The 23219-nt window shown below is 42.6% G+C and carries 17 protein-coding genes and 1 pseudogene; 6 read left to right on the plus strand and 12 right to left on the minus strand.

Features of this window, described 5'->3' with window-relative positions:
* Nucleotides 1-121 precede the first annotated feature (121 nt).
* From SP99_RS22705 to SP99_RS22715, 3 genes are all read left to right on the plus strand, one after another.
* A complete protein-coding gene (locus tag SP99_RS22705) occupies nt 122-2332 on the plus strand; it encodes an AAA family ATPase (protein WP_047959908.1) in 2211 nt (736 codons plus the stop codon).
* A 525-nt stretch (nt 2333-2857) separates the two neighbouring features.
* Nucleotides 2858-3118: a type II toxin-antitoxin system ParD family antitoxin gene (locus tag SP99_RS22710; protein ID WP_047959909.1), complete on the plus strand. Its 261-nt coding sequence runs from the start codon at nt 2858-2860 to the stop codon at nt 3116-3118.
* Nucleotides 3105-3401: a type II toxin-antitoxin system RelE/ParE family toxin gene (locus SP99_RS22715; RefSeq protein ID WP_047959910.1), complete on the plus strand. Its 297-nt coding sequence runs from the start codon at nt 3105-3107 to the stop codon at nt 3399-3401. Before SP99_RS22710 ends, SP99_RS22715 begins: the two co-directional genes overlap by 14 nt.
* A gap of 649 nt (nt 3402-4050) precedes the next feature.
* On the opposite strand, the gene SP99_RS22725 is transcribed toward SP99_RS22715, so the two are convergent.
* Nucleotides 4051-5013 (minus strand): tyrosine-type recombinase/integrase, encoded by a 963-nt coding sequence (locus tag SP99_RS22725; RefSeq protein ID WP_047959912.1) that lies wholly within the window; start codon nt 5011-5013, stop codon nt 4051-4053.
* 2317 nt (nt 5014-7330) lie between these two features.
* Between SP99_RS22725 and SP99_RS22740 the strand changes: the two genes are divergently transcribed.
* Complete coding sequence (locus tag SP99_RS22740; protein WP_047959915.1) at nt 7331-7570, plus strand: hypothetical protein; 240 nt, start codon at nt 7331-7333, stop codon at nt 7568-7570.
* A 54-nt stretch (nt 7571-7624) separates the two neighbouring features.
* On the opposite strand, the gene SP99_RS22745 is transcribed toward SP99_RS22740, so the two are convergent.
* On the minus strand, nt 7625-9082 hold the full coding sequence (locus tag SP99_RS22745; RefSeq protein ID WP_197086116.1) for a DUF1254 domain-containing protein: 1458 nt from the start codon (nt 9080-9082) through the stop codon (nt 7625-7627).
* A 412-nt stretch (nt 9083-9494) separates the two neighbouring features.
* On the opposite strand from SP99_RS22745, the gene SP99_RS22750 reads away from it, so the two are divergent.
* Nucleotides 9495-10040, plus strand: coding sequence for a YfaZ family outer membrane protein (locus tag SP99_RS22750; RefSeq protein WP_082137943.1), 546 nt, complete (start codon nt 9495-9497; stop codon nt 10038-10040).
* Nucleotides 10041-10403: 363 nt separating this feature from the next.
* Nucleotides 10404-11600, plus strand: a complete 1197-nt coding sequence (locus tag SP99_RS22755) for an OmpP1/FadL family transporter (RefSeq protein ID WP_053060184.1) — start codon at nt 10404-10406, stop codon at nt 11598-11600.
* Nucleotides 11601-11842: 242 nt separating this feature from the next.
* Here SP99_RS22755 and SP99_RS25405 read toward each other — a convergent pair whose 3' ends face one another.
* The 10 genes and pseudogenes from SP99_RS25405 to pefC form a co-directional block, all read right to left on the minus strand.
* Complete coding sequence (locus SP99_RS25405) at nt 11843-12244, minus strand: COG4705 family protein (protein WP_442855374.1); 402 nt, start codon at nt 12242-12244, stop codon at nt 11843-11845.
* Nucleotides 12231-12611, minus strand: a complete 381-nt coding sequence (locus SP99_RS25410; RefSeq protein WP_442855375.1) for a COG4705 family protein — start codon at nt 12609-12611, stop codon at nt 12231-12233. The genes SP99_RS25405 and SP99_RS25410 overlap by 14 nt, the downstream gene beginning before the upstream one ends.
* Nucleotides 12612-13706: 1095 nt before the next feature.
* On the minus strand, nt 13707-15074 hold the full coding sequence (locus SP99_RS22765) for an ATP-binding protein (RefSeq protein ID WP_047959917.1): 1368 nt from the start codon (nt 15072-15074) through the stop codon (nt 13707-13709).
* Nucleotides 15050-15718 (minus strand): response regulator, encoded by a 669-nt coding sequence (locus SP99_RS22770; RefSeq protein ID WP_047959918.1) that lies wholly within the window; start codon nt 15716-15718, stop codon nt 15050-15052. Before SP99_RS22770 ends, SP99_RS22765 begins: the two co-directional genes overlap by 25 nt.
* Nucleotides 15719-15803: 85 nt before the next feature.
* The gene (locus tag SP99_RS22775) at nt 15804-16634 is read right to left on the minus strand and encodes a COG4705 family protein (protein ID WP_231584341.1); all 831 of its coding nucleotides are present in this window, start codon (nt 16632-16634) and stop codon (nt 15804-15806) included.
* A gap of 198 nt (nt 16635-16832) precedes the next feature.
* Nucleotides 16833-17952 (minus strand): annotated as a pseudogene (locus SP99_RS22780) (ISNCY family transposase).
* 401 nt (nt 17953-18353) lie between these two features.
* Nucleotides 18354-19418 (minus strand): hypothetical protein, encoded by a 1065-nt coding sequence (locus SP99_RS24820; protein ID WP_156167820.1) that lies wholly within the window; start codon nt 19416-19418, stop codon nt 18354-18356.
* A gap of 72 nt (nt 19419-19490) precedes the next feature.
* A complete protein-coding gene (locus SP99_RS24825; RefSeq protein ID WP_156167821.1) occupies nt 19491-20012 on the minus strand; it encodes a type 1 fimbrial protein in 522 nt (173 codons plus the stop codon).
* Nucleotides 19999-20697: a fimbrial chaperone gene (locus tag SP99_RS22785; RefSeq protein WP_269431375.1), complete on the minus strand. Its 699-nt coding sequence runs from the start codon at nt 20695-20697 to the stop codon at nt 19999-20001. Before SP99_RS22785 ends, SP99_RS24825 begins: the two co-directional genes overlap by 14 nt.
* Entirely contained in the window at nt 20690-23161 is a 2472-nt protein-coding gene (pefC, locus tag SP99_RS22790) for a PefC/AfrB family outer membrane usher protein (protein ID WP_231584339.1), read from the minus strand. The genes SP99_RS22785 and pefC overlap by 8 nt, the downstream gene beginning before the upstream one ends.
* Between the last annotated feature and the right edge of the window lie 58 nt (nt 23162-23219).

Below are 23219 nucleotides of genomic sequence, written 5' to 3' on the forward strand. Positions count from 1 at the left end.
CGGTCATGTCAGATTTGGAACGCAAGAGTGGTTGAGATAAATCTGATCAGGATGACACAACCAGAATGAAAAGTGGGCTACGATAGAAAGGCTCAAAGAACTCAGGGATAAGGAGAAAAAAATGGCTCAACTCAGGATCCGGGGCGTAAGAAGCTACGCGCCTGACCGGGATATCTGCTTTGATCTCAGCAGTAAGGTGACACTCATCTACGGCCAGAACGGTTCGGGGAAGTCCACGGTATCAGGCTATTTTTATGACCGGCAGGCGGATAAATATCGGCACTGTGCCTTTGAGAGCCCGCACATCAGCCACTTCCAGGTCTTTAATCAGGAATATATTGACAGCAAATTCGCCCGTGCGGACTATCAGCCCGGGATCTTCACTCTCAGTGAGGCCAATCAGGAAAGCCAGGATAAAATAAACAGTAATAATAAAGAAAGAACAAAACTGAGTGCCCGCCTGGAGAAACTTAATGAGGAGATTGCACAAAAAGAAGAGATGAAAGAAACGATCGTCGACCACTGTGCCAGGGATATTTTCAACCGGACAGTCAATGACAGGAAAATCCTCAGCGATTTCCTTGATGGTGCCAAAATTAAAAGATCGTTTTACGAACGTATGGTTGCAACACCACTTTCAGACGTGCGTACCACAACGGAGGAACTGGCTGATAAATGGCGAATGTTAAGTCAAAGCGAAGGAACGCTTGTCAGCGAAATTCATATTCCACGAACAACTGTCTTAACGGAAGAAACAATAAAACTGATGCAGGAACCTGTTGTGCCTGCAAGCAGCACGCAATTCTCTGCACTCATTCAGAAAATCGGTAATGCAGACTGGGTGCGTCAGGGGCAGCATTATATACACGACGATGTTTGCCCCTTCTGCCAGCAGCCCTTTGATGTCATGGCCTTTTCGCGCGAACTCACTCAGATGTTCGATGAGTCTTATCAGACTTCTCTTGGAGTGCTGAGCCAGGCAGCAGAAGGGCTGGCTCAGGACTGTGATGCCCTGGCCGAATTTGAACACCGCGTTGCAACCCATTCTTTCGTTGATGAGGGAAGTCAGATTTTATCTCTGGTGAAAGCGGTGAATAAAGGTTTTCAGATTTTGTTACAGCAACTCCTTAATAAAATTAAAGAACCGTCTCTGAAGGTACAGCCTGAGAACCTTCAGGAATCCCTGTTCTTACTCCAGAATGAAGTGGACGCATTCAATACCCGGGTACGGGAAAATAACCGACTGGCTGAAAACTTTACCCAGGAAAAAAAGTCCCTGTACGCTGATGTAATGGCGCATCTCAGAGGGATTTGCGAAGAGTTCTTTACCGAACGTGACAGGCAGCTTGGTGAGCTACAGAATGAAATTAACAGTAGGTTACGTGATGGCGGGCTCCTCGAAGCAAACAAGAAGCAGCTGGATGACGAGACGAATGCCCTGACCGGACAACTCTCGGACATACAACCCACTATTGACAGTATCAACGCGAATCTCAGACTGCTGGGGATCACCGGTTTTGAGATCATCTGCCATGATACTGAGATGAAACTATACCGTCTGCGCCGGGGAAGCGAGCCTGAGAAGGCGGAAGTATTCAAATCCCTCAGTGAGGGTGAGAAAACAATGGTTTCTTTCCTTTATTTCATAGAATCATGTTCCGGCAGTCTCACCCCTGAAACCATTCATCCGGAGAATAAACTTATTGTTATTGACGATCCGATTTCCAGCCTGTCACATAACTATATTTATGAAGTCGCAGCTCTCATTAAACGGAAAATTATAAAGTCAGGTGCAGCGAGACATGTAGTGATACTGACTCACAATATGTTTTTCTTCCAGGAAATACTGTTAAACAGCGGCCGCCTGCAGGATAACAGAGAGGCACCGGTGAACTGGTCTCTGCTTCGAATTATTAAGTCTGACTACAGTTCCTGCGAGAAGCTCTCCATGCACGAGATGCTCAATGAATATCAGGCGTTATGGCAGACCCTGAAAGACGTCAGGGATGGAAAAACCCAGCCTGTTGTGCTTTTTAATACGATGAGGAATATTCTTGAGTACTATTTCAGTTTCGCCTGTAAAACTGAAAAACTTAAAGAGGCCCTGGAGTCTCTGGCAAGCGAACACAGCGATGCCGGAGAGTATGATTCATTTTATCGGGCCATCAACCGGCACTCTCATTCTGATGGCCGAAATCTCTTTTCTACAGGGGTCATCGATAAGGAACGTTATCTGAGTATGTTCAGAAAAGTGTTTACTCAGACAGACGACGATGATCACTATCTTGCCATGATGGGGGAATCAGCAGACCTGCCGGAAACAGCGGAGTAACAAGCTGTGCCGTCACCTGCGGGTACCGTTCACTTAACGCGTCGGGAGCGAGCGCATGTGCTTACGCACATGCTCTACGCGCCCGAAACGAAAACGTGTATACCGTACAACGGGTACAATTTTCGGTTTCATGGCGGGTTTCCTTTTACAGTCCGGCTACTGCCGGAAGTCCCTGTAACCATTTACAGGCGGTAAAAAGCGCAGAGGGGAACACCCGAGGTGACGACAGCTGATTATAAACACCGTTCCGGTTTGAGGTAAATCATTTCCACATTTGAAAGAGGGAAAAGCAGAGTTCCTATTCCCGGAACTAACAACAATGCACATCCAGCCTTTTATAACCAATTCTAAGGAAAGCCAGAGCTCATGCAGTTAACGGTCGTCCCTCACTCCAGTCCCCTCGCTAGCAACCGAGCATGTTATTTCCGGCTTTAGTCTAAGTCGGATCTCAAGGCTGATGGAAGCAGGGGAGTAAGCTGATATAATGATGTAAGAACAAATCTTACATTAATAAACGGAGGGGTTATGGCCCGTACGATGACGGTGGACGTGGGTGATGAGCTGCGTGAATTTATCGATTCCCTGGTTAAGGCCGGTGATTACCGTACCCAGAGCGAGGTCATGCGTGACGCGCTGCGTTTACTGCGCGAGAAGCAGGCTGAATCACGCCTTCAGGAACTGCGCGACCTCCTGGCCGAAGGACTCAGCAGCGGCGAGGCAAAACCATGGAACAAGGATGCCTTCCTGAATAATGTCAGGGCCAGGGTGGCAAATGAAAGAAATTGAGCTGACACCGAAAGCAGAAGAAGATCTGGAAGCTATCTGGGACTACAGCTTCAGACAGTTCGGGGTTGTTCAGGCGGATGCGTATATCGGCCGTATAGCCGCGGTGTTTGATGTGCTGGCCATGCACGACATCGGCACGCATCGCGCGGAGCTGGGAGAAGATATCTGCTCGCTGCCGGTGGAACAGCACATGATCTATTTTGTGTCATCACATTCGATGGTTACGGTCATACGTATTCTCAGCCAGTCTCAGGATACGGCGCGGCATGAACCCTGGAGATGAACGAGCAAGAATTTATAATACATAAAAATCAAATAGTTAGTTATTTTAATCTATCTTGTGTTAAATTATAATTTTTTATCTTAGACTTACATATCCAGTGAGAATCCTCTCTCTTGGTATTTTTTATAGAGTTCGTTTTGTAATGTAAATTACCCTTGAATCTTTTTGGAAGGGACGCCCTTTTGATTTCCAGCCATTCGCTGCCGATGCTAACGTCCAGCATATTCACGTTAACCTGCATTTCCAGCTCACCTGAGGTGCCCAAGAGAATTACAACCGTACCTCAGAGCAGTATCTCATTTACGAACAGCATGTGGGATAGCGGCCGCTTTCTGCTGATGGGACTGATAACTCCGGCTTATGAACGTATTCTGGCGAGAGATACCCGGTTACTCAGCTACTTTTCTGAGGTTGCAGAAGATTTTCACGCATCATAACCCTCAAAATCACATCCGGTACACTATGAAAGAACGAAAAGAACCGGCCATCCCGCATATCCAAACCACCCCGGTTCAGAAGGGGAAGCAGAATAGCCGGCAGACCTACTGTAACGGAAGTTCCACTGTGACACCATTTCAGAAAATTGCGCAGCATGGGAGCATCCACACCTACTATCTTGTTAACTTGGCATCTTAACATGTTGTTAATTTCATATCAGATCCAGACGGTCACGGGCCGTGCGCAGGCGCGCCTCGCCGCGGCGATCGTACTGCTGGGTGGTGGTGACGCTGGCATGACCCATCGCATCCTTTACGGTGATTAAATCCTCACCGTTATCCAGCATGGCCGTGGCAAAGGTTCTCCTTAAATCGTGCGGCGCACACTTCGCAATGCCGGCCTGACGCTGCCGCACCTGCAGGACATGGTACACTGCCTGGTCGGTCAGCCGGTCACTTGTCAGGGTGTCAAAGCGGCGGATGCGGGTGAACAGCGGCCCGTCTTTTTCTCCCCGCACATCATCGATCCACAACCTGAGCCGCTGCCAGGTGCCGGCCGGCATGTAGGCCAACCGCTCCTTGTTTCCCTTGCCCAGCACACGGAGCGCCCGTTCCTGAATGACAATGTCACGCAAATCCAGCCCCACCGCCTCCGAACGGCGCAGGCCGCAGCCGAGAATGACCGCCAGCATCGCCGCATCGCGCACCCCGATGCTGGAATCATCCGCTTCGCAGGCACCGAACAGCGCCAGGATCTCCGCCGGCGGCAGGGCACGGCCGCGCGGGAGACGACTGCCGCGCAGGTTGCGCACCGCCCGGATGTGCTGGAAGCTCTCCACATCCATCAGCCTGAGCATCCAGGCTTCCTTCGCCACGCCCTTGAGCGCTGAAAGATAGGTGTTGACGGTGGCCGTGGCCCGGCCGGTGTCGCGCAGCAGCTCGGTCACGGCCATCACGTGATGACGGCGCAGGCTGCCCCAGCTGCAGGCATCAAGAGATGCGGCGCCGAGCATGCCGGCGACAATGCCAAGGAACGAGGCCATGGTCTGCCGGCTGCGGGGCGAATTGAGGGAAAGCAGGTAGGCCCGGGCCGGGCTGAGCGGAGCATTCTCACCGGGTGGCATGACGGCTGCGGGCAGACTCATCTCCGGTTCGTCGTCGGGCATCAGGATCATGTCGGGCTCCGTCCGGGCCGGAAACCGTCCGGCGCGCTGCGTGAAAAATCGGGGTCATTGATACCGTCAGAGCGTACCGCAGAGAATCTACTTTTTCAAAGGTACATTTTAATAAGTAAATTTACTAATGAAAGCGACATGACTGATAAGCCCAACAGCCATGTGATTTAAAGTAAGTCGATGAAAGACGCAAGATGTTTAAAGAAATCAGGAGAAATAAGTGACTAAATATACAAGTAAACTTCGAAACGGCTTATCAATTAAGAAAATTGGCTACATGATTAGGCATATGTGGAGCGGATGTAAGTTGTAATGAAAAAAATAGGGGGGGTCTAGAATAATACATAGAGGGGGTGCATACTGAAAAATGTCCAGAGCAGGTAAAATTGTTGTTCCGAGCCTAAATGCAGAAACTCCTTGAAACCTTTCACGTTGCGGGCAGGCCTGAAATTCAGGAAGCCTTAAAACAGACGAGTTACTTATGATGGAATAAACGCAAGCACTACATAATACAACAATCATCAGCCATGAATGACGTTCAGATTTTGGCCAAATGTCTGAACCGCTTGCAGCTCAGGTATAATTTTCAGGGGGATTGGGGACAAACAGAAGCTATCACATTGCAGTCGCTTACGCCGGTCACGGTATCATTTAACGTCCTTATACCGTTCTGGCAACTCCATGCTGCAATTGTCAGTTATGCAAAAACGCAACCCATCTTATATGTTATTGCAAATAACTTAAGAGACATGTTTAAAAATAAGCTAAATGAAAAAAGGTCAAATAGTATGTACCATAGGGATGGTTGAAAGAGTTTAAGATAAAAAAGTCAGGATATGGCACCAGTTATCTGGATTTATTATATATTACATAACCATACAAGTTAATGATCATACTGAAAAAACGTGGCTATGCTGTAAAAGAGTATAGATTATTTATTTTAAAGAAAAAAATACCCCAATGAAAAAAAGAGAAAACATTGGGGCTTCCACTTCCAAGAAAGAAAAATAATGGCATACATGCAAACATGACTACTTACAGGAAAATAATACCATTATATAAAACAATCGCTCACACAATTATCGGAATTAAACTATTCCACACAGAATGCTCATAAAATAAACAATAAGGATTCCATACACTTGTCTGGTGAATTCTGAAGTCAAGTAGTCAAAGGTCTTTTGTAAGCATTTATAACTAACTCATAACTTGCAGCGAAATTTTAAATTACATAACAGTAAACCTTTGCCATTAATGTGGAATAAGTAATTGATATTGACGCTAAAAATAAATCCTTGACCAATGCCGTCTATAGACTACTTATAAATAGTTTTAACCCATATAACAACCTCGGCAAAAAGCATAAATAAAAAGCTGATAAGAAAAAGTTCTTCTGCCTCTATAGTTTTACGACCTAAAAGCAAAATATAACTAATAAATATCATCAGCCAACACATGATGACAGAGGCATTTAGGCTAATATTGATTAATTTGGATTTAATTGACATGTAGACTCATTACTTTGATAAGCATTAAAAAGAGCAGAAAATAATTTTTTACCACAAATCACACTGAGTGCAGGAAAATCACATTTTAGTAATATTCAAAAAAAGTACTGCAATCCTTGTGAACACATCGAAAGGTTACCCTGCCAAGTTAATGCTATCCGAAATTCACACTATCCAACAGATTGATTTAAAAATCAAACACCACACCAGTGGAATGATTTTATTCCACATCAACTATGGACACACTCTCTTTTTGGTTGCATAATTATTTTTATGACGTCTACTTGATTATTTTGAATTTGATTAGTGCCTTTTTGGTAATTATATTATCGTATCGCTGCGTCATGTTACCACTAGGGCACTAATCCAATGAGTAAATAATAATTAGATTCATAGTCATACAATCCAACTTTACCGGCCTTGTTGCCGGTTTTTTTTACCATGCTGTAATGATTGTTTCATCTGAAAAAGATAATAAATCCTCCCCCCCCCTGTGTACTAATACATCACTTGTCGAATGCAAGGTGTACTTTAATAATTTAATCGGGTGTAAAAATTCAATATTACAGGAGGAAGAAATAGGCTTTGATCTTTAGTGGTAAAAGCACAACCAAGGGAAGCTATCTATATGCATTGAATAATGCCATTCGACTAACAGCCAAAATCAAACACACGCATAACAGATCATAAACATTAGGGTTTCAGTTCCGACATCAAATTCATAATATCATCAAAACACTCAAGCATTTTATAAATCAATCAACCGCAATTCATATTTGCACATAAAAAGATAAAATGGAGGACTGAGTATGCTTAATGAAATTGACAGCAACAAACAAAGAATAATTTTGGATAAACTAAAAGAAACATACCCTAACCTTATTGCAAAAAAAGATTTTTACCAATTACAGAACTTGTTTGAAAATGAACATGATTTCATTATTCATTTGCTTGATCTAAAATACAGGGGGTTGATAAACTTCACACTTACTGCAACAAATAAAGGAAATCACTGTGATAGACTAACGCTCTCATATGTTTTAAAATGATATTTTTATTTACTTTTGTTCCGGCTGGGTGTAACTCCGCCGGAACAAAAATAATTATTGTACGGGTATCACAACTGGTGGTATCCAGTTACCATTTTCAACACTACTTTTCGGCCAGTAAATTCGCATCGTAACACCGGTTTTACCTGAAGATGGCGAAGGAAGCCAGTTCGACTCTTTTTCTTTACCTGGACTATTTGACTGAATATAAATATTGGTGGAACCATCAATTTCTTGTTTTAATGGCATCCAGCTACTGATTGCATAACGATGCAATGGATTATCAACAGCAAAACCGTCACTATTGTACATTGTAACCGACCAGAACGCATTGGTGGGTGGTGTCTGACCTTTTGCAAAATGCAAGACATATTTCTTCTTGCCATCCATAGCTTGCCCATTAGCATCTTGATAAAGGATAGAATACACAGCATCAGTATCTAGATTAGCTCCCAAGCCAACCATAGTAATAAAAGCTCGTGTTAAATAATTATTTCCGTAAGTACCCGTTGCATTGGTGCTCATAAACCATCCATTGGCCTTTGGTACAGTTGATGAACCATACTTCTTAATTTCTGACAGACCATCATGTACAGCTCGCTCAAGAGCACTTTGCACTTCTGGACTAAGACTATCAAAATTAAAATTCACTCCCGGATAAATGCCGAGGCGCTTCATTCTAATTAAAATTGACCAGTCCGTTAGTTGAGGAGGAATTGCATTCAGCAACTCACTGCCGTAAGAAAAGTAATCTCTGGCATTCATTTGGTTTACTTGAAGAAGGGGGGGGACATTGTTCTTTACCCACAAATTCTGCGTTGCAGTTGTTATAATTGATTTATCATCTGGAACTTTGTCCATGCTGAGCGGAGTAATACTAAACCCATCCTGAATTTTATGTACGGCTGCATAGTCATCTGGGCCATTTACCTGAGTTCTTCCCAACACCCAAACATAAGGTGTAGGAGCTTGAATTACATCAATTCCACTAGGCAACACTCCTCTCCACCCTGGGGGAACAACAAGCCATTTACCTGACTCCGTGCCAGTGGTACGAGCACCAGGAACTGCGAAAACATTGCTCCACATATCCAGCATAGGCAAAAGATAGTAACGGCCATGAGTATTTGGAGCTGAAATCACCTGTGGTCCATGTGTTAAATCAAGCCAGGCCTGAGAATAAAGAGTATCAAAGTTTGGTCTCACTACATCATTGAAACTAGGATCAGGATATTTTCTAAGATGGTGAAACTGATTTGCCGGCCCCTTTGCCCCTCCTGCTGATTCGCTAGATGTCTGATTGATACGTGTAACATCCATCGTAATTATAGGATAAAGATATACATATGCATCAAGTGCTATAGCGTACGCATCCTCAGCAGATAGTGTAGATGCTATATTATAAAGTGAATCACTTACACTCGAACCAGTGGTAGCCTCATCTGAAGCTTGTACAAAATTTGGGCTCATGAAGAGCATCCCAGAAATACAGAAATGTAAAAAATTACGCATTAATGAACTCCTAATCAGGTAATCAAGTTGAGTATGTTTTGCTTGAAATGCCCAGCAAAAAAACAAGAAAAAAATAGTCGCATACAATTTTATATTCCAAGCCTATTGTAGGCTATTTTCCTATTTCACTGTTGGAATAATAACATTCCACCAACATTAACACCTCACACCGAACAAAAAACACATACACCAATCGCACCACAAGCAACTGATAAACAATAAGAAAAATATCATGCATGCATGTAATAAAATATACTTATAGCTCAAAAGTGGATCATTCATCCTATGAATTGTATTATTCCAACACAATAAACAAGTAAATATTACATATGCATGGAAATGAAATTATAATTATGTTTGGTTTAAAAAACTCACCAGCACGATACTTGTGGCAGTAAGCATAAAGGAAATCATGATGCGTATTAAATTAACAATGTTCTTCATAAGTATGATGGTTAGCATGCAAACTTATGCGTTAGGGATTGAAATTGGAGGTGGTGACAAATTTCAATATTTAAATGCTGGGCTAGGCTCGCCGGGAACACCAGGATTTTCACTGCAAGCTAATGTAATCAGGAATGACGATAATGGTACGGTTGCAGGGCCCGTAATAGGATTTGGTATACCATTAGGACCTATTGTGTTTTCTCCAGGTAGCCGTCTAGCGTACCTTAAACCAGAACACGGAAAAAAGAGCTATGTCGCGGCACCAGGGGCAGGTATTTCAATAGAATTGAATGATGACTTATCCATTTTCGGTGAATATTGGTACTCACCAAATGAACTATCGGATGGTGTTGAAAATTATCAAGAAGCTGCGACTGGAGTACGGTATACGGTGATTCGACCATTAACTCTATCCATTGGTTATCGCTTTTCCAAAATGAAAGGACAGGATGGTAATTCGGATAATGTTTTAGCTGATGGAGTATATCTTGGTGGTTCAATTTATTTTTAAATAAAAATGGGAAGTTATTGTAAATAAACGCCCAATGCCATGTAATGGTCCATTGAAAATTCATACCATAATGGGCAATAAAAATTTTACTGAGAACTCTGCCTTAAATTATATCAAGCTGAAATTTTCAGCACCGGTGATATATTTTTATCATGCAAAACACCTCTACCTTAGCGGAGAAAAAAAACGCCTCGGAATTCTATAACAGCAATGGAATTTGGTTGCAACCAGAATTAAAGGCAAACAAAGTTCGCAATAAGAATACAGCATTAACTGCAGCTGATTTTCAACCTATTTTAAACAATATGGTTAAAGATACTTTGCAGTACAGATGAAGCCCTCTGTCGTACAAAGGAGTTAATTATGACCATTAAGATTGGAATACACCTATTATTTGCTTTCCTAACATCCATATACTCATATCAAACAATAGCCTCAGGAATATACCTTTACGAACTAGGTACAGCAGATCAAGGTCTGGCGGGGGCCGGTAGTGCTGCTAAAGCAGGTGATGCCTCCACAATTTATACAAACCCGGCGGGTATGAGTTATTTGGATGGAGGGGAATTATCTGCGTCCTTTCAGGCTTTGTACGGGGATTTTGACTATGATGTTAATAGGGGGCAAAGTCCGGGAAATGTAGTTGGTTGGCAACCAGGAGGAAGCCTATTTTATAGTCAATCGATCAATGAGCAATTGAATCTAGGATTGGGGTTATACAGTAATGCAGGGCTAAGTCTGGATTTTGGGAATGATTGGAGAGCTGGTTCGTTACTTGATAAAGCATCTCTCATGTTTATCACATTGCAACCTACATTATCCTGGGAATTAAACGATAAATTGTCCGTAGGAGGGGGGGTAACGATAACTCAAGGACGACTTAAAATGAGTAGTGGGCATACTGTGACAGGAACACAGTTACTTAATGAGTCAGATATTGATTATTCTTATGGTGCCAGATTAGGTGTTATATATACACTGAGTAAGGCCACGCGGCTTGGTTTAACTTGGGGTAGTCAGCAAACTTTTAATTTTAATATTAATCAAAGAATAACAGATCCAATTTCTGGAGATTCTTTGTTAATCCAGCAAGCTCATCTTGTTCTTCCACAGCAGGTGACAGGCAGCATATGGCAGGAATTGAATGATACCGTTGCTCTGGCTTTTAGCGTAGGATGGCAACAATGGAGTCGTTTTGCTGATAACTATGTCAGTAGTAGTGCCAGTACGATAAACAGCGAACTTGCCCTGCAGGATACATGGAATAGTGCACTCGGGCTTCAGGTTAGATTGACCCATGACTTACGACTCAATGCCGGCTTTGCATACGATAGTAGCTGGAATAAAAACGATGACAATGGGTCTATAACATGGCCATCTTCAAGTACGTGGCGCTTCGGTACTGGTGCACAATATACATTGTCTGACATTTCTGAAATTGGTATATCAGTGGAATATGCTCAAGGTAGCACTCTTAAAGACTCTTCTCCGATTGTGTCAGGTGAATATTCCTCTCCCTCCATGTTGTTCCTGGCAGCACAGTATATTTATCGTTTTTAAAATCATCGTGTTCTTCGTATGAAGAACACGATGATTTTATGAATAATACACACTAAGGACAACCCATGCTGTCAACCAGGAGCTTCATCTCAGATGCCAACTCCGATGCGAGCACTTGTACCGATGATGGCAAGAAGAAGTAATAGAGTAGAAGATTGTTTAAGTGTTCACATTTGTACCTCGGGATTTATAAAAAGTGACGAATAACCTAAAAAAATATACTGAAAAAAATTAGCTACAACTTAGTATTCCCTACCATATCTTTCAATTTTTTCACTTGCAGAATTCTGTGGGAAAATGACCAAGCATATCATGATAAATGTTATAAGGAAAAATGATGCTGAATATCGACTTAATTCAAGTCCTCCGGCACTGAGAGGTTTATCAATAAAATCCCCCACCACAGCACCAAGCGGGCGTGTCAGTATAAATGCACTCCAGAACAGTACAACTCTGGATGCTGTTGTATAAACATAAACACATATCAAAAGTAATAATAGTGCGCCGAATATATACATACTTCCAGCATAACCCAGACCTGCAGTATCTGCAGTCCAGTCACCCAAAGCAGTCCCTAGCGTCTGTGAGAACATGATTGTTAACCAGTAAAATGCTTCAGAAGAAACCGTTTTAATGGAATGCACAGACACTGTTCCGGATATTATAAAATGAAAATGCCAGCAGTGTGATTAAAAGCGCTACACCACCGGCATAACCGAGACCAAGTGTCCTGTCTGCCAGATCTGCCAGCGTTGTTCCTGCGGTCGTTGTGGCGATCACGGTAACCCAGTACCTATACTGATAAAATTCAGTTGATTTTATCTGAAAGGCTACAGCAATTGCGAACAGCAATAGAAATAATATACTACTGCCGGCATAGCCTATCCCTATGGACATTGAAACAGCATCCCCACCGGTCTCTCCCAGAGTGGTCACTGCTATTTTTACTATCCAAAACATGAAGGTAATCTGAGGGACCTTGACTAACGATGCATTTAAATTAGTATTCATTTAACTTTCCTGATGAAATCAGAAGATTTGAATTTGTTATTGACGAGCAAAAACTTCTCACTGATTCATATACTTATACCCTGTAGTGAAAGGTGCATTACATTTTATGGAGTTAGGGTTACAGTATCTTTTGTCTGTTCCGTCAGACTTGGCAATATGATCCCGGTCAATAGTAAAAGGTGCATTGCATTTTACGGAGTTAGGGTTACAGTAGTTTTTGTCTGTTCCGTCTGGCTTAGCATTATTACCCTTTCCAATAGTAAAAGGTACCTCGCAACGATGTAAACCTGGATTACAGTAGCTGGAATCAATGGTTTTCTGCACCCGCAAGTCAGACATACTAGTGTTTTCGGTACTGGCGTATACGGGACAGGTAGTCATTGCCATTAAAAATGTAGAAAGAGTAAAAAAAATTGTGCGTTTCATGGTGTGTTATTCCTGTTTGGTATAATTTATATTTTCTTTTTGGCGTGCTTATAACATTACGCGTAAATACTTAGACCAAACTTAGCCATTAAAAATTATCACAACTATCTTTACAGGAGGCAGACATATCCAGTCCAGCACCAAATATTTACAGTCTGGTAAGCCTGTTCGTAGGTGTGTGCTGGCCATTAAATGAATGGGAATGAACTGCTTTCGATATAAAAATGACGAACGAGCTTTAAAAATGGAAAGAATAGGTTTTATATACCGTGAGTCCGGCTTTTAAAGCAACAGTTTGCGAAAACGCTCGTTCCCCAAGATTATTATGACCTGTAAAGCGATGTTTTCTTTTTAAGAGTTATTAAATTTAATATTACAAAGCGCAGACTAACACTACCATACTAAATAATAGCTTGATTAATAAATCACATCGGAAATTAACAGACACTCCGAGCGGTATATATCTCTCATTCTTTCGGTGTCTCAGACATTTGGATAAACATGTCTATTGATTTCCGATATACTTGCTTTACAATACAAAGCAGACATTCAGACAAAGCTGTCACCAATTTCATAGTATTACTTTTTAACGTATTTATGTTCTCTTTCATTGTTAAGGACAGTATAGCGGCATTAAGTTAGGTCACACTGAGCGAACTGAATAATCACTTATCCGGAGTGATTTTTAACCGGCAGAGTTATCCTTGCCAGCAACCCGGATGGAAAATGTGAGGATGGCGCCAGAGTGATGGTTCCTCCCAGCCGGCGTACGCATGCTTTTACAATGGACAACCCCAACCCAGAGCCGGGTTTCTCGGTGCCTGCGGGTCGGTAGAATGCATCAAATACCCGTTCTCGTTGTTCTGCAGCAATTCCCGGACCATTGTCCTCGACATCGATCACCGCACAGTTATCAATAAACTGTAACCGCAGGTCAATTTGCCCGTTTTCAGGGATATAGTGAATTGCGTTTTCGACCAGGTTTTTGAGCGCCGTGTACAGGCTGTATTTTTCCGTAAAAACCTTCGACCCTGCCGGGCAAGTGGTTTCCACCACACCGATATCTATACGCTTTTTAAGTGCCAGAGGGAGCAGTGTCTCTATAACCTGCCGAAACAGTTCAATGAGAGATACCGCTTCTGTCCCTCGCGTCTGAAGAAGCTGTTGCTCTCTGGCGAGAGATAATAGCTGTTCAAGCAATTTTTTTTCTCGCGTTAACCCCAGTCTCAGGGCTGCTAAACGCCCACGGGCTTCTGCCGACATGTCCGAAGCAGATAACCGCTCAGCCTGGAGAGACAGGGCCGTCAGGGGGGTGCGTAATTCGTGCGCGGCATCGGCAATGAAGCGTTTTTGTTCCTGTATTGCGTTGTCCACTTTGAGTAAAAGCCTGTTAATACCTTCCACGAAAGGGCGAATCTCGTCCGGTATGTTATCATCCACCAGTGGCGTTAAATCCCGTTCATCGCGTCGGTATATTCCGGCAGCTAGATACAGTACCGGCCGGAAGGATTTTTTTATCAGCTCTGTGGTGACCAACAACAGTAAGGGTAAAAGCAGGATAAAAGGGATCATCGTACGTAATGCGCTAGCAGAGGCGATTTCATCCCTGACCTCGGTCTGCTGACCAACAATCACAAACCGTTCCTTCGTCAGACGGTGAACAAGAACCCGATATTGTACATTGTTGATTGTGACGTTTTGAAAACCTTCTCTCACGGGAGTGGGCAAAGGGAAGGTGATGCCCAGGCCTTGTTTTTGCGTGTCAGCAACAGTGAGATATTCCACCAGTATTTTTGCATCGCTATCATCGTCGGCCCTGTTTTGCCCCTTTTTTTCGGGCAGTGCGTTATAATCGTGGGACTTTGTGAAGTAAGCTATCTGTCTTAAGGTATCGTCCTGAAGCTCCCTAGCTTCATCCTGCGCCAGATAAAAGGTAATCCCTCCGGAAATAATGGCGGTAAGTAGAATAGCGATCCCCAGCACCAGTGATAACCGTAACTGAACGGAGGTTTTCATCCGTTTTTTGATACCAGCCATCCGACACCTCTGACATTTTTAATGGCGTCCCGCCCGAGCTTTTTTCTTAATGCATGGATCAGAAATTCGATGGCATTACTTTCGACTTCTTCGCCCCAGCCATAGATTCTGTCTTCCAGTACACTGCGGGAAAGTATTCTCCCCGGACGCAGCATAAGAGCCTCCAGCAGGGCATATTCACGATTAGAAAGCAAAAATTTTTGTCGTGTTTCGAAAATACTGACTTCATGAGTGATCGGATCCAGAGTCAGTACACCATTACTCAGGACAGGGCTCCCATTGCTGGTATTTCTTCGAACAACTGCCCGGACCCTCGCCAGTAGCTCGCTCATATCAAATGGTTTGAGAATATAATCGTCCGCGCCGCTGTCAAGCCCTTTTAACCGGTCTTCGAGCGCGTCGCGAGCGGTCAGAATTAGCACCGGTACCGTGAGCTCTTTCTGGCGGATTTCGGCCAGCACGATCAGACCGTCTTTACCAGGTAGTCCTTGGTCAAGCAAAATAACATCATATTGCCAGGTACTGAACGCGACACAGGCATCGTTGCCGTTTTGAACCCAGTCAACTGCCCAAGCGTTGTCTTTCAGTGAACTGGTGACGACCTCTCCGACCATCGGGTCGTCCTCGACAAGGAGTATTCTCATAGAATTGATTTCTCAAGGATAAGCGAAATATACCGAAGAATATACACGGTACTGGTGATTACCAACCTGTACCGCACTGAATGTCTTATCTGTTGATTTCTTTGAGTTTCATTTTATAGGTGAGGTAAACGATAAGACATGTGATGGTCAGTAGGAACAAAATGCTGGTTCTTGTTGTGCCAAGTCCTAGACCACCGCTGGTAAAGGGCTGAGACAACAAGTCCCCGCAAGAGGCTCCCAGAGGACGGGTTAAAATATATGCAATCCAGAAACAAAGTACACTGTTCGCTTTGAACAAATAGTGGTAGGCAGCGGTTAGCGCAATCAGCGCACCAAAAACAATGACTGCGTTCAGATAGCCGAGACCAAGACCTTCCGCTGCCCAGTCTCCTGCGGCAGTTCCCAGCGAGAAGGTAAACAAAATGGCAACCCAATAGAAAGCTTCCCGCTTCAGGCTGTTAATGCTGTGAATGGATAATGTTTTTTCATTTGTATACCAGTTCCAATATGTCAGAACCAGTAATCCGCCAAATACCGATGTTGACAGCGCGAGCGACACTCCAAAGTGGTCGGTCATGTTGTCAGTGATCAGCGTTCCGAACACGCTGATTAATAGTACAGTTGACCAGTAAATAGCCGGAATATAGCGATTAGTACGTAACTGAAAGGCCAGGATCAAGGCAAACAATGTGCCGGCAAGCAGAGAGGTATTAGTCAGCCCCCAGTTGAGATCCATATTCAGAAAGTCTGCTGCTGTTTCACCCACGGTAGTGGACATCATTTTTATCACCCAGAAAAAGAGAGTGACTTCAGGAACCTTATTCATTGGGAAAGCCGGGAACTTATTTTGTTGTGGTCGCATTGTTTCCTGCCAGAGATGACTGCTGTCGTATTCATCGGGTGAGTTTGTTTCCATCACAGATTAATGAGCCATACTTAGGAGTGACTTAGCGGGGACAGACAATGAATGAATAATTATCATTTTATCGGGTTTGCTCCAGTCCATTCACGTACAGCCAAGCATTATAATTTTGCTATTATAAGCGTAATGTCTGGGCTGTTTTTAAAGGCCCGCTTTCCGGCTAAATTAAAATGTCCGCATGTGGTTTATGTTTCAGCTTTTGCCAAAGATTTCCTGGCTTCTTGTCTGGAATTGCTGCATGGCTTCCAGAATGTCGTCGTGATTCAGGCTTCTTTGTGATCTCTTTCCGAGCTGTTTCTTTCTGCGTGAGGTCTGGCCATCCAGTGATGGCAGGGCCTGTGAGCGGGTGTTGTCACGCTTGTTTTGAACCAGCTTTATCATTTCCAGTTCGCATCCCAGTCGCTTGTTGTCGACGATGGCACCATGGTCCAGCTCTCCCAGACGGTCGTAGGTTATGAAGGGCAGGGAAGTATCGTTAGCCCCTGAGCTCGATGGTGCCATCCGGATACTGCCAGACATCAATATATTTCACCTGAAAACGCCGGTTTTCTTCATTATCTTCAAGCAGATTAAGCTTCTTATCGTACTGTAATGTCAGGTTTTTAGCGGCCTTACGCTGTTCGCGCCAGGTGAATGTTGCCTCCAGATTTTCATTGTTATCAAGCGGACGGTGAACGTAGAAATCGTGACGAGGTGGCTTTGCAAACCGGCGGTTGTAGTCAGCCATAAACTCTTCGGCAAAGGCGTTTGCGGCCTCTGGTGTACTGATACCACGGAGCCGCAGCTCCTTGACCAGGCGGTCCTGTAACGTGAGGTGGGCCCGTTCAACACGGCCCTTGGCTGAACTGGTGTTGGCGCAGATGCCGGTGATGTTCAGCTCGTTCATGGCACGGCCAAACTGAGTCTGGCCATCTCCGCCGGTGGCATGCTTGTTGTTGATCCTGAAGACACTGGCCTTGTCGCTGTAGAACGCCAGAGGCTTATCGTAACGCTTCAGATAGCACCGGGTGGCTTCAAAATAGGCGAAAGTGGACTCAGAACTGACGAACAGAAGCTGCATCAGCCGGCTCGTTGCATCATCAACGTAAACGAGCAGCGTGGAGGACGGAGGACGGACCACGATCCTCGAACCAACAAGTGAAAGCGGCCCATGTTCACGATAGCGCTCCAGCAACCGACGGCAGTGTCTGTCAGATATTTCAAGCCGGGTTGCTGCAAGACATGTAGTAAAACGGCGGTCAATAACGTCCTGACGGATCCTGAGTCGGTTTACATCGTTCATTGAGAAAAACTCCGTTCCGTATGCCGTCATGAGTCCTATCCTTTGAAAGCAGTGATCACTGTGGGGAGACTGTAGCGCGGACACATTGGTCTGAGGCAGACATCTCAATTAATCTACTACATGCAAAGTACGCACAACAAAGATTATGTTAAATAACTAATGATTAATATGATAAACATCAGTGGGATACGATAAAAACGCACATCCAGTAAGTGCTTTATGCCAGACAGAAACCAATCACTCAGACACATCGAAGAAAACCTGACACACAATACTTATGTTTTACTGCTTTATACTGTCTTTTATAGATTAATTTTGGCCGTAAAGAAAAAGAACAACTATCGGTGCCTATTAGCTAGCAGTTGGTCACACCGAAAGCATAGAGTCGAACCAGTTTTGAATAATGCCCAAAACTGAGTTCGTCTTATATATTAAACAACACTTACAGTAATAGTAAGATACCCAGTATAGGTACCTGCTCCGTTATCCTGTGCAACAGTCAGTTGTAAAGCACCACTGCGTCTCGTACCGATATAAACCGATGTGTTAAGTAAGTCTTCACCTGTAACCGCGTCTTTGACGTTTATTAACGAACCTGGGACGGTGACCCAATCCAATGATGCACTGATAAAAAATGTCTGCGCTACATCATCAGTAGTAATTGCCCAGTTAGCAAGACCTGAAAGAGTTGTACCCACCTCTCCGCTTAATTGAAACTTATCTTGAAATACTCTAACAGAAAATGGACTGGCTTCCCGGGTACAAGTGATCACATGCGGACCTATTAAAGTATTACCATGATTTCCTACATATTGTACACCATTCGATGTGTCATGTAAGGTTGAAGATAGATTATCTATATATGGCAAAAGATTAACAGAAATAGGAGCACCACCTACACTATCACCTGTATCTGCAGTAATCTGACGCGTGCCACTAGTAACAGCGGTAGAAGCATTGCCCCAGCCAGCGATAATGTGGGGAACCCATAGCACGCTGGTTTTAGATCCACCAATTAAATGCGTACTATCACCATCTAAACTCCATGTTGCTCTAAAATCTGTAGAGGATGTATGCGTAAGCGAAACGTTGTGTATATAATATCCTGACGCAAAAGTTTGAGGGTAAGCATTATTATTAGTTATAGTGTTATTGTAAGCGTTCTCAATGTATATAGTATTCACTACTCCATTTGTAGCTGTTTCGACCCCAGCCTCTATAGACATGCCCAAGTTCTCTGTTATTTTTTGTACTAAACTTGACATATTATTCAAAGTATTGCCATTTTGTTGGACAACACCAACGTTCCATATGGCACGACCAGATAATTCAACAGTACCATTTTGGAATGGTGTAACGTTGACTTGAGGAGAGTACAAAGTGCCTCCATAGGAAACATATGGGGTACTACAAGTATAGTTTACGTCTGCAGAAAATGCAGATGCGGACAGGAAATACACACAAGACAATGGAATTGTAATAATTTTGTTTGACATTTGAGAATCCGTTAAGTATAAAATATATTCAGAGGAATGCAATATTTAAACTACAAACCCCGCCCTTTAAACTTAAGCATATACTATACTAAAGCGAAGCACAGCCTGAGTTTGACCTCGAGGAGTATCACTGGAAATCAGTGTAGAAGGTATTAATGAGCACTGCCTTGTTTCGGAACCCTCACAAAACTGATTTGCGGGATTAGTATTCCCAGAGCCATCAATACTTATAGGCTTCCCATCTGGATCAACTAACCAGAATTGTACCGGAGAACCTGTGCTTCCGACTGGACTGATCATATCCATACGATCAACATAACCAGAAGTTAATGTACCCTGAACTATCTCTGCGTATATAGCTGAGTTTTTTATTGATGTGCAATTGATTGTTATATAGAAAGGATCATAACTATGCGTACCAGTTAGCATAGTTCCTAGATTTACTGTATCAGGAACCACAATAGAACAAGGTGGATCAATAAAGGTTACTTCAACAGGGATCGTAGCTGATGCTGAATTTGCTGAAATGGATAGTTCACTCCATATGAGAAATCCTCCACCGATAATACATTTTAGTAGATTAGTGAATTTCATAAAACTGCTCCCCTCCCCAATCATTGATGGCACCAATAGTAACATTTCCAGCCTGAACTATGCCTGTATCAACTTCATCATTAGGTTTCAGAGTGGTTAACGATGATAGCTTTTGTTTTGGAATGGTCATAGTTTTGCCATTAACTTTAACCGACGTAATAGCAAAGTAGTATGGTGTTGGGTTTTTTAGCCATAAATGTCCATTTTTGTATTCAGGCATAACTTGGCTTTCCGCATTAAGACGCTCTTTCATTATAGATTTTGGCCTATAAAGTAGCTTTACACGTGTGTTCATAGCAATAGCAATGATACTGCCATCTACTTGTTTAGGCTTTGGCGGAATTTCTTGGACATTAATATAAAAAAGAGACTCCCTATCATTCGGAAGAGATGAGTTAACATTCATTAACCTCAACACTTGTTTCCGTCCTGCATCCAGCTTAAAAAAAGGAGGCGATGGAACCATGAACACCCCTGTATTGTCTGTTGCAGAGTTATCAATCCAAACTTGGCCACCATATGTATCTTTTGAGGTATTCGTTACCTCAATGGAAATATTTTTTTTACCTTCTTCATAAATAAAACGAGTACCACTTAAAATAAAAGCAGCATTTGCAGTAGTTACTCCTCCTGCAGTAATCACACACAACAGCACAGCATAACGAAACAAACGATTTTTATTCACAAACAATCTCCTGTACGGAATCAAGACCAGGCTTAAGGATTTTAGCATTAAAATCACATATCTTTAAACCATTCCTAGTGATAGAAATGACATTAGGAGCTGTAGATAGATTTATGAGTAATATTCCATTTCTATTAATGAATCCAGCATCTAACCCGCTCTCAGTGGTTGCATTACCACCATTTAAGGGTTTACCTTTGGCATCTTTGACTCTAAGAATATAGCGTTGTATATGCTCATAATTGAATTCTTTGTAAATAATTGCTTTCCCTGTAGGAACAACATCAAATGATGTATTAACTAATTCAACATCGTCAGGCACATTTTCTGGGTTAATTTTTATTGTAGTCGGGTTATACTCAGACATGTATATAACAGTATTACCACTCTTATCGGTAGGTAATGAGTTATTAAATGTAACATCTGGTGTATCCTTGATATTTAACACTGCTACAGTTCCTGAACCTTCTTTAGTAAGTAACACTCCTGTTTCTCTTGTTGCAATAGCAGAGCCAGATAGATTTCCTGATATGGTTGTAGCATATGAGCTTTGAGCTATAGACATATTAGTCTGAATTTTATCGAATGCATAACTTACAGTAGCTCCAGCAGTATTATTACTGTGCTCATCAGCTCCAGCATTAACACTATAGTTTAGCCTATCATTTACAGTACCTGATACTGTGTTGTTAAACGAAGTACCATTATATCTGTCATACCCTATTGAACTTGAACTGAAATGCTTCAAACCCCAAAGAGTGAAAGGAATACTGACACCAATGGATGCTGAATAATCATCTTCACTAGACCAAGAGTTTCTTGACCAATTACTGCTTGCAAATAATGAAATGCCATTCAAAATAGACGTATTAGCAGATAAAGTTGCACCATACGAATCACTATCCCGATTCCAGTATGTTTGCTGCCAAAATGATGCGTTTAGATTAGCTTTATCTAAACGTTGCGTCAAACGAGCTTCATACCGAGCCTTCTCTTGCCCGTCAAACCATATATATTGTTCTGTATTCCCATCATTATTAGGATCATAGATTTTACGGCCAAATTTTTGTTTTGGATCCCAAGAAGAAAACTCTGTATAACCAGGACTTTGGTATCGATATGTCAATAATTGCAAGTCTGTTTTACTTGTAAAAGTTTTCGCATACTTTAATGTAGTACTCACACCTTGTCGATGTGAACCATCATCATAATCAGCTGTAGAGCCATTAAAATCAAGAGAAACTACTCCCCAATAGCCGAGAGGTTGAGTAACTCCTAACCCTAAGGCTTGATATTGATTATGTAATATAGCAGCTATATTTATAGTGTTAGCTTCAAAGCCCCAGTCGAAACTTGACAGAATAAATGTACCATCACCATTAGAAAACGCGTCATCTAATGTATTTGAGTTATTGCGCTCCCCTATAGCGAAATCATAATTATACTCCCCTGGCCTTAACAAAGAGGGTAATGTTGCAACAGGGTATTGAGTAACAGTTTTATGTCCACTTTCATCCTCAACGGTAACGGATAAATTGCCATTTCCTGTTGATGGAATATCATCTAATTTCCAGGGCCCGGGAGGAACAACTCGAGAATATATTGTGTATCCACCCTGATCAATTGTTATACGTGAAGTTCCACTAGCAACACCGGTAATTACAGGTGCGTAACTACGAACCTGCAAGGGTTGCATGTTGTAATTAGATCTTAGGCTAACTCCATAAAACCCAAAATCATCAAAAAGTTCCATCCTGGTTTGTGAGTAACCGAACTGTAGATCCCCTTTAACTTTGGCAATTGCAGTTGATAAAGTTAAGTTATTTGTTGTGAAGTTACTCTCATCTTGATTTCGAGTCGCATTCATGTCACTCGACAATACCCAACGACCAAAATTAAGATCAGTTTTAAAATTACCAAATGCGTCTAAAGATTCATCGCCATAATCTGATTGTACTTTCTGATTAAAATTACCGTCATATCTTATTCTTAGACCATTTACCCCATAATCCCATAAGGCCTCATCATTACTTTCGAGTAACCACGCCTGAGGAATGTTAAAGTCTAAACTCTGGCTACTTACATCAAAGACAAGATTAGTACCGCCCTTTTTTCCAAGAATGTAACACCCTCTACCAGAATCAAAAGTTTCTGCATAAGCATTAAGATTTATGTGTATATTTGAATCTTTTAGCAAATCAGGACTTATGCACAGTTGTCCTTCTGATTCATCCCGCTTGGTTATGTTTAATGCTATCCTTCCTTTACGTTCTCCATTGAGCATAACATCAACATAGTATGTGCCTGCTGGATACTTAACTCCATCCTTAAGTATAGAAGGCACATCAGTAACACCTTTTAAAAAAGTTGTATTTAATTCAGATGAGTATGTGAATGGTGAAAAAAAGAACATGGTTGCAAAACATACAACACTAACTCGAGTACAAGTCATATTTTTATACAACCTCCCTACTAATAAAAATTATTCAAGGGAGTTACCCCCCCTTGAATAATAGAGATGA

It is taken from the genome of Enterobacter sp. BIDMC92 (genome assembly GCF_001030225.1).
In the GTDB taxonomy this organism is placed as follows: Bacteria; Pseudomonadota; Gammaproteobacteria; order Enterobacterales; family Enterobacteriaceae; genus Enterobacter; species Enterobacter sichuanensis.

What these genes read in the sequence shown, in the direction of transcription:
- SP99_RS22705 (WP_047959908.1), top strand. Translation starts at nt 122, where the DNA reads ATGGCTCAACTCAGGATCCGGGGCGTAAGAAGCTACGCGCCTGACCGG.
- SP99_RS22710 (WP_047959909.1), top strand. Translation starts at nt 2,858, where the DNA reads ATGGCCCGTACGATGACGGTGGACGTGGGTGATGAGCTGCGTGAATTT.
- SP99_RS22715 (WP_047959910.1), top strand. Translation starts at nt 3,105, where the DNA reads ATGAAAGAAATTGAGCTGACACCGAAAGCAGAAGAAGATCTGGAAGCT.
- SP99_RS22725 (WP_047959912.1), bottom strand. Translation starts at nt 5,013, where the DNA reads ATGATCCTGATGCCCGACGACGAACCGGAGATGAGTCTGCCCGCAGCC.
- SP99_RS22740 (WP_047959915.1), top strand. Translation starts at nt 7,331, where the DNA reads ATGCTTAATGAAATTGACAGCAACAAACAAAGAATAATTTTGGATAAA.
- SP99_RS22745 (WP_197086116.1), bottom strand. Translation starts at nt 9,082, where the DNA reads ATGCGTAATTTTTTACATTTCTGTATTTCTGGGATGCTCTTCATGAGC.
- SP99_RS22750 (WP_082137943.1), top strand. Translation starts at nt 9,495, where the DNA reads ATGATGCGTATTAAATTAACAATGTTCTTCATAAGTATGATGGTTAGC.
- SP99_RS22755 (WP_053060184.1), top strand. Translation starts at nt 10,404, where the DNA reads ATGACCATTAAGATTGGAATACACCTATTATTTGCTTTCCTAACATCC.
- SP99_RS25410 (WP_442855375.1), bottom strand. Translation starts at nt 12,611, where the DNA reads ATGAATACTAATTTAAATGCATCGTTAGTCAAGGTCCCTCAGATTACC.
- SP99_RS22765 (WP_047959917.1), bottom strand. Translation starts at nt 15,074, where the DNA reads ATGGCTGGTATCAAAAAACGGATGAAAACCTCCGTTCAGTTACGGTTA.
- SP99_RS22770 (WP_047959918.1), bottom strand. Translation starts at nt 15,718, where the DNA reads ATGAGAATACTCCTTGTCGAGGACGACCCGATGGTCGGAGAGGTCGTC.
- SP99_RS22775 (WP_231584341.1), bottom strand. Translation starts at nt 16,634, where the DNA reads ATGGAAACAAACTCACCCGATGAATACGACAGCAGTCATCTCTGGCAG.
- SP99_RS24820 (WP_156167820.1), bottom strand. Translation starts at nt 19,418, where the DNA reads ATGTCAAACAAAATTATTACAATTCCATTGTCTTGTGTGTATTTCCTG.
- SP99_RS24825 (WP_156167821.1), bottom strand. Translation starts at nt 20,012, where the DNA reads ATGAAATTCACTAATCTACTAAAATGTATTATCGGTGGAGGATTTCTC.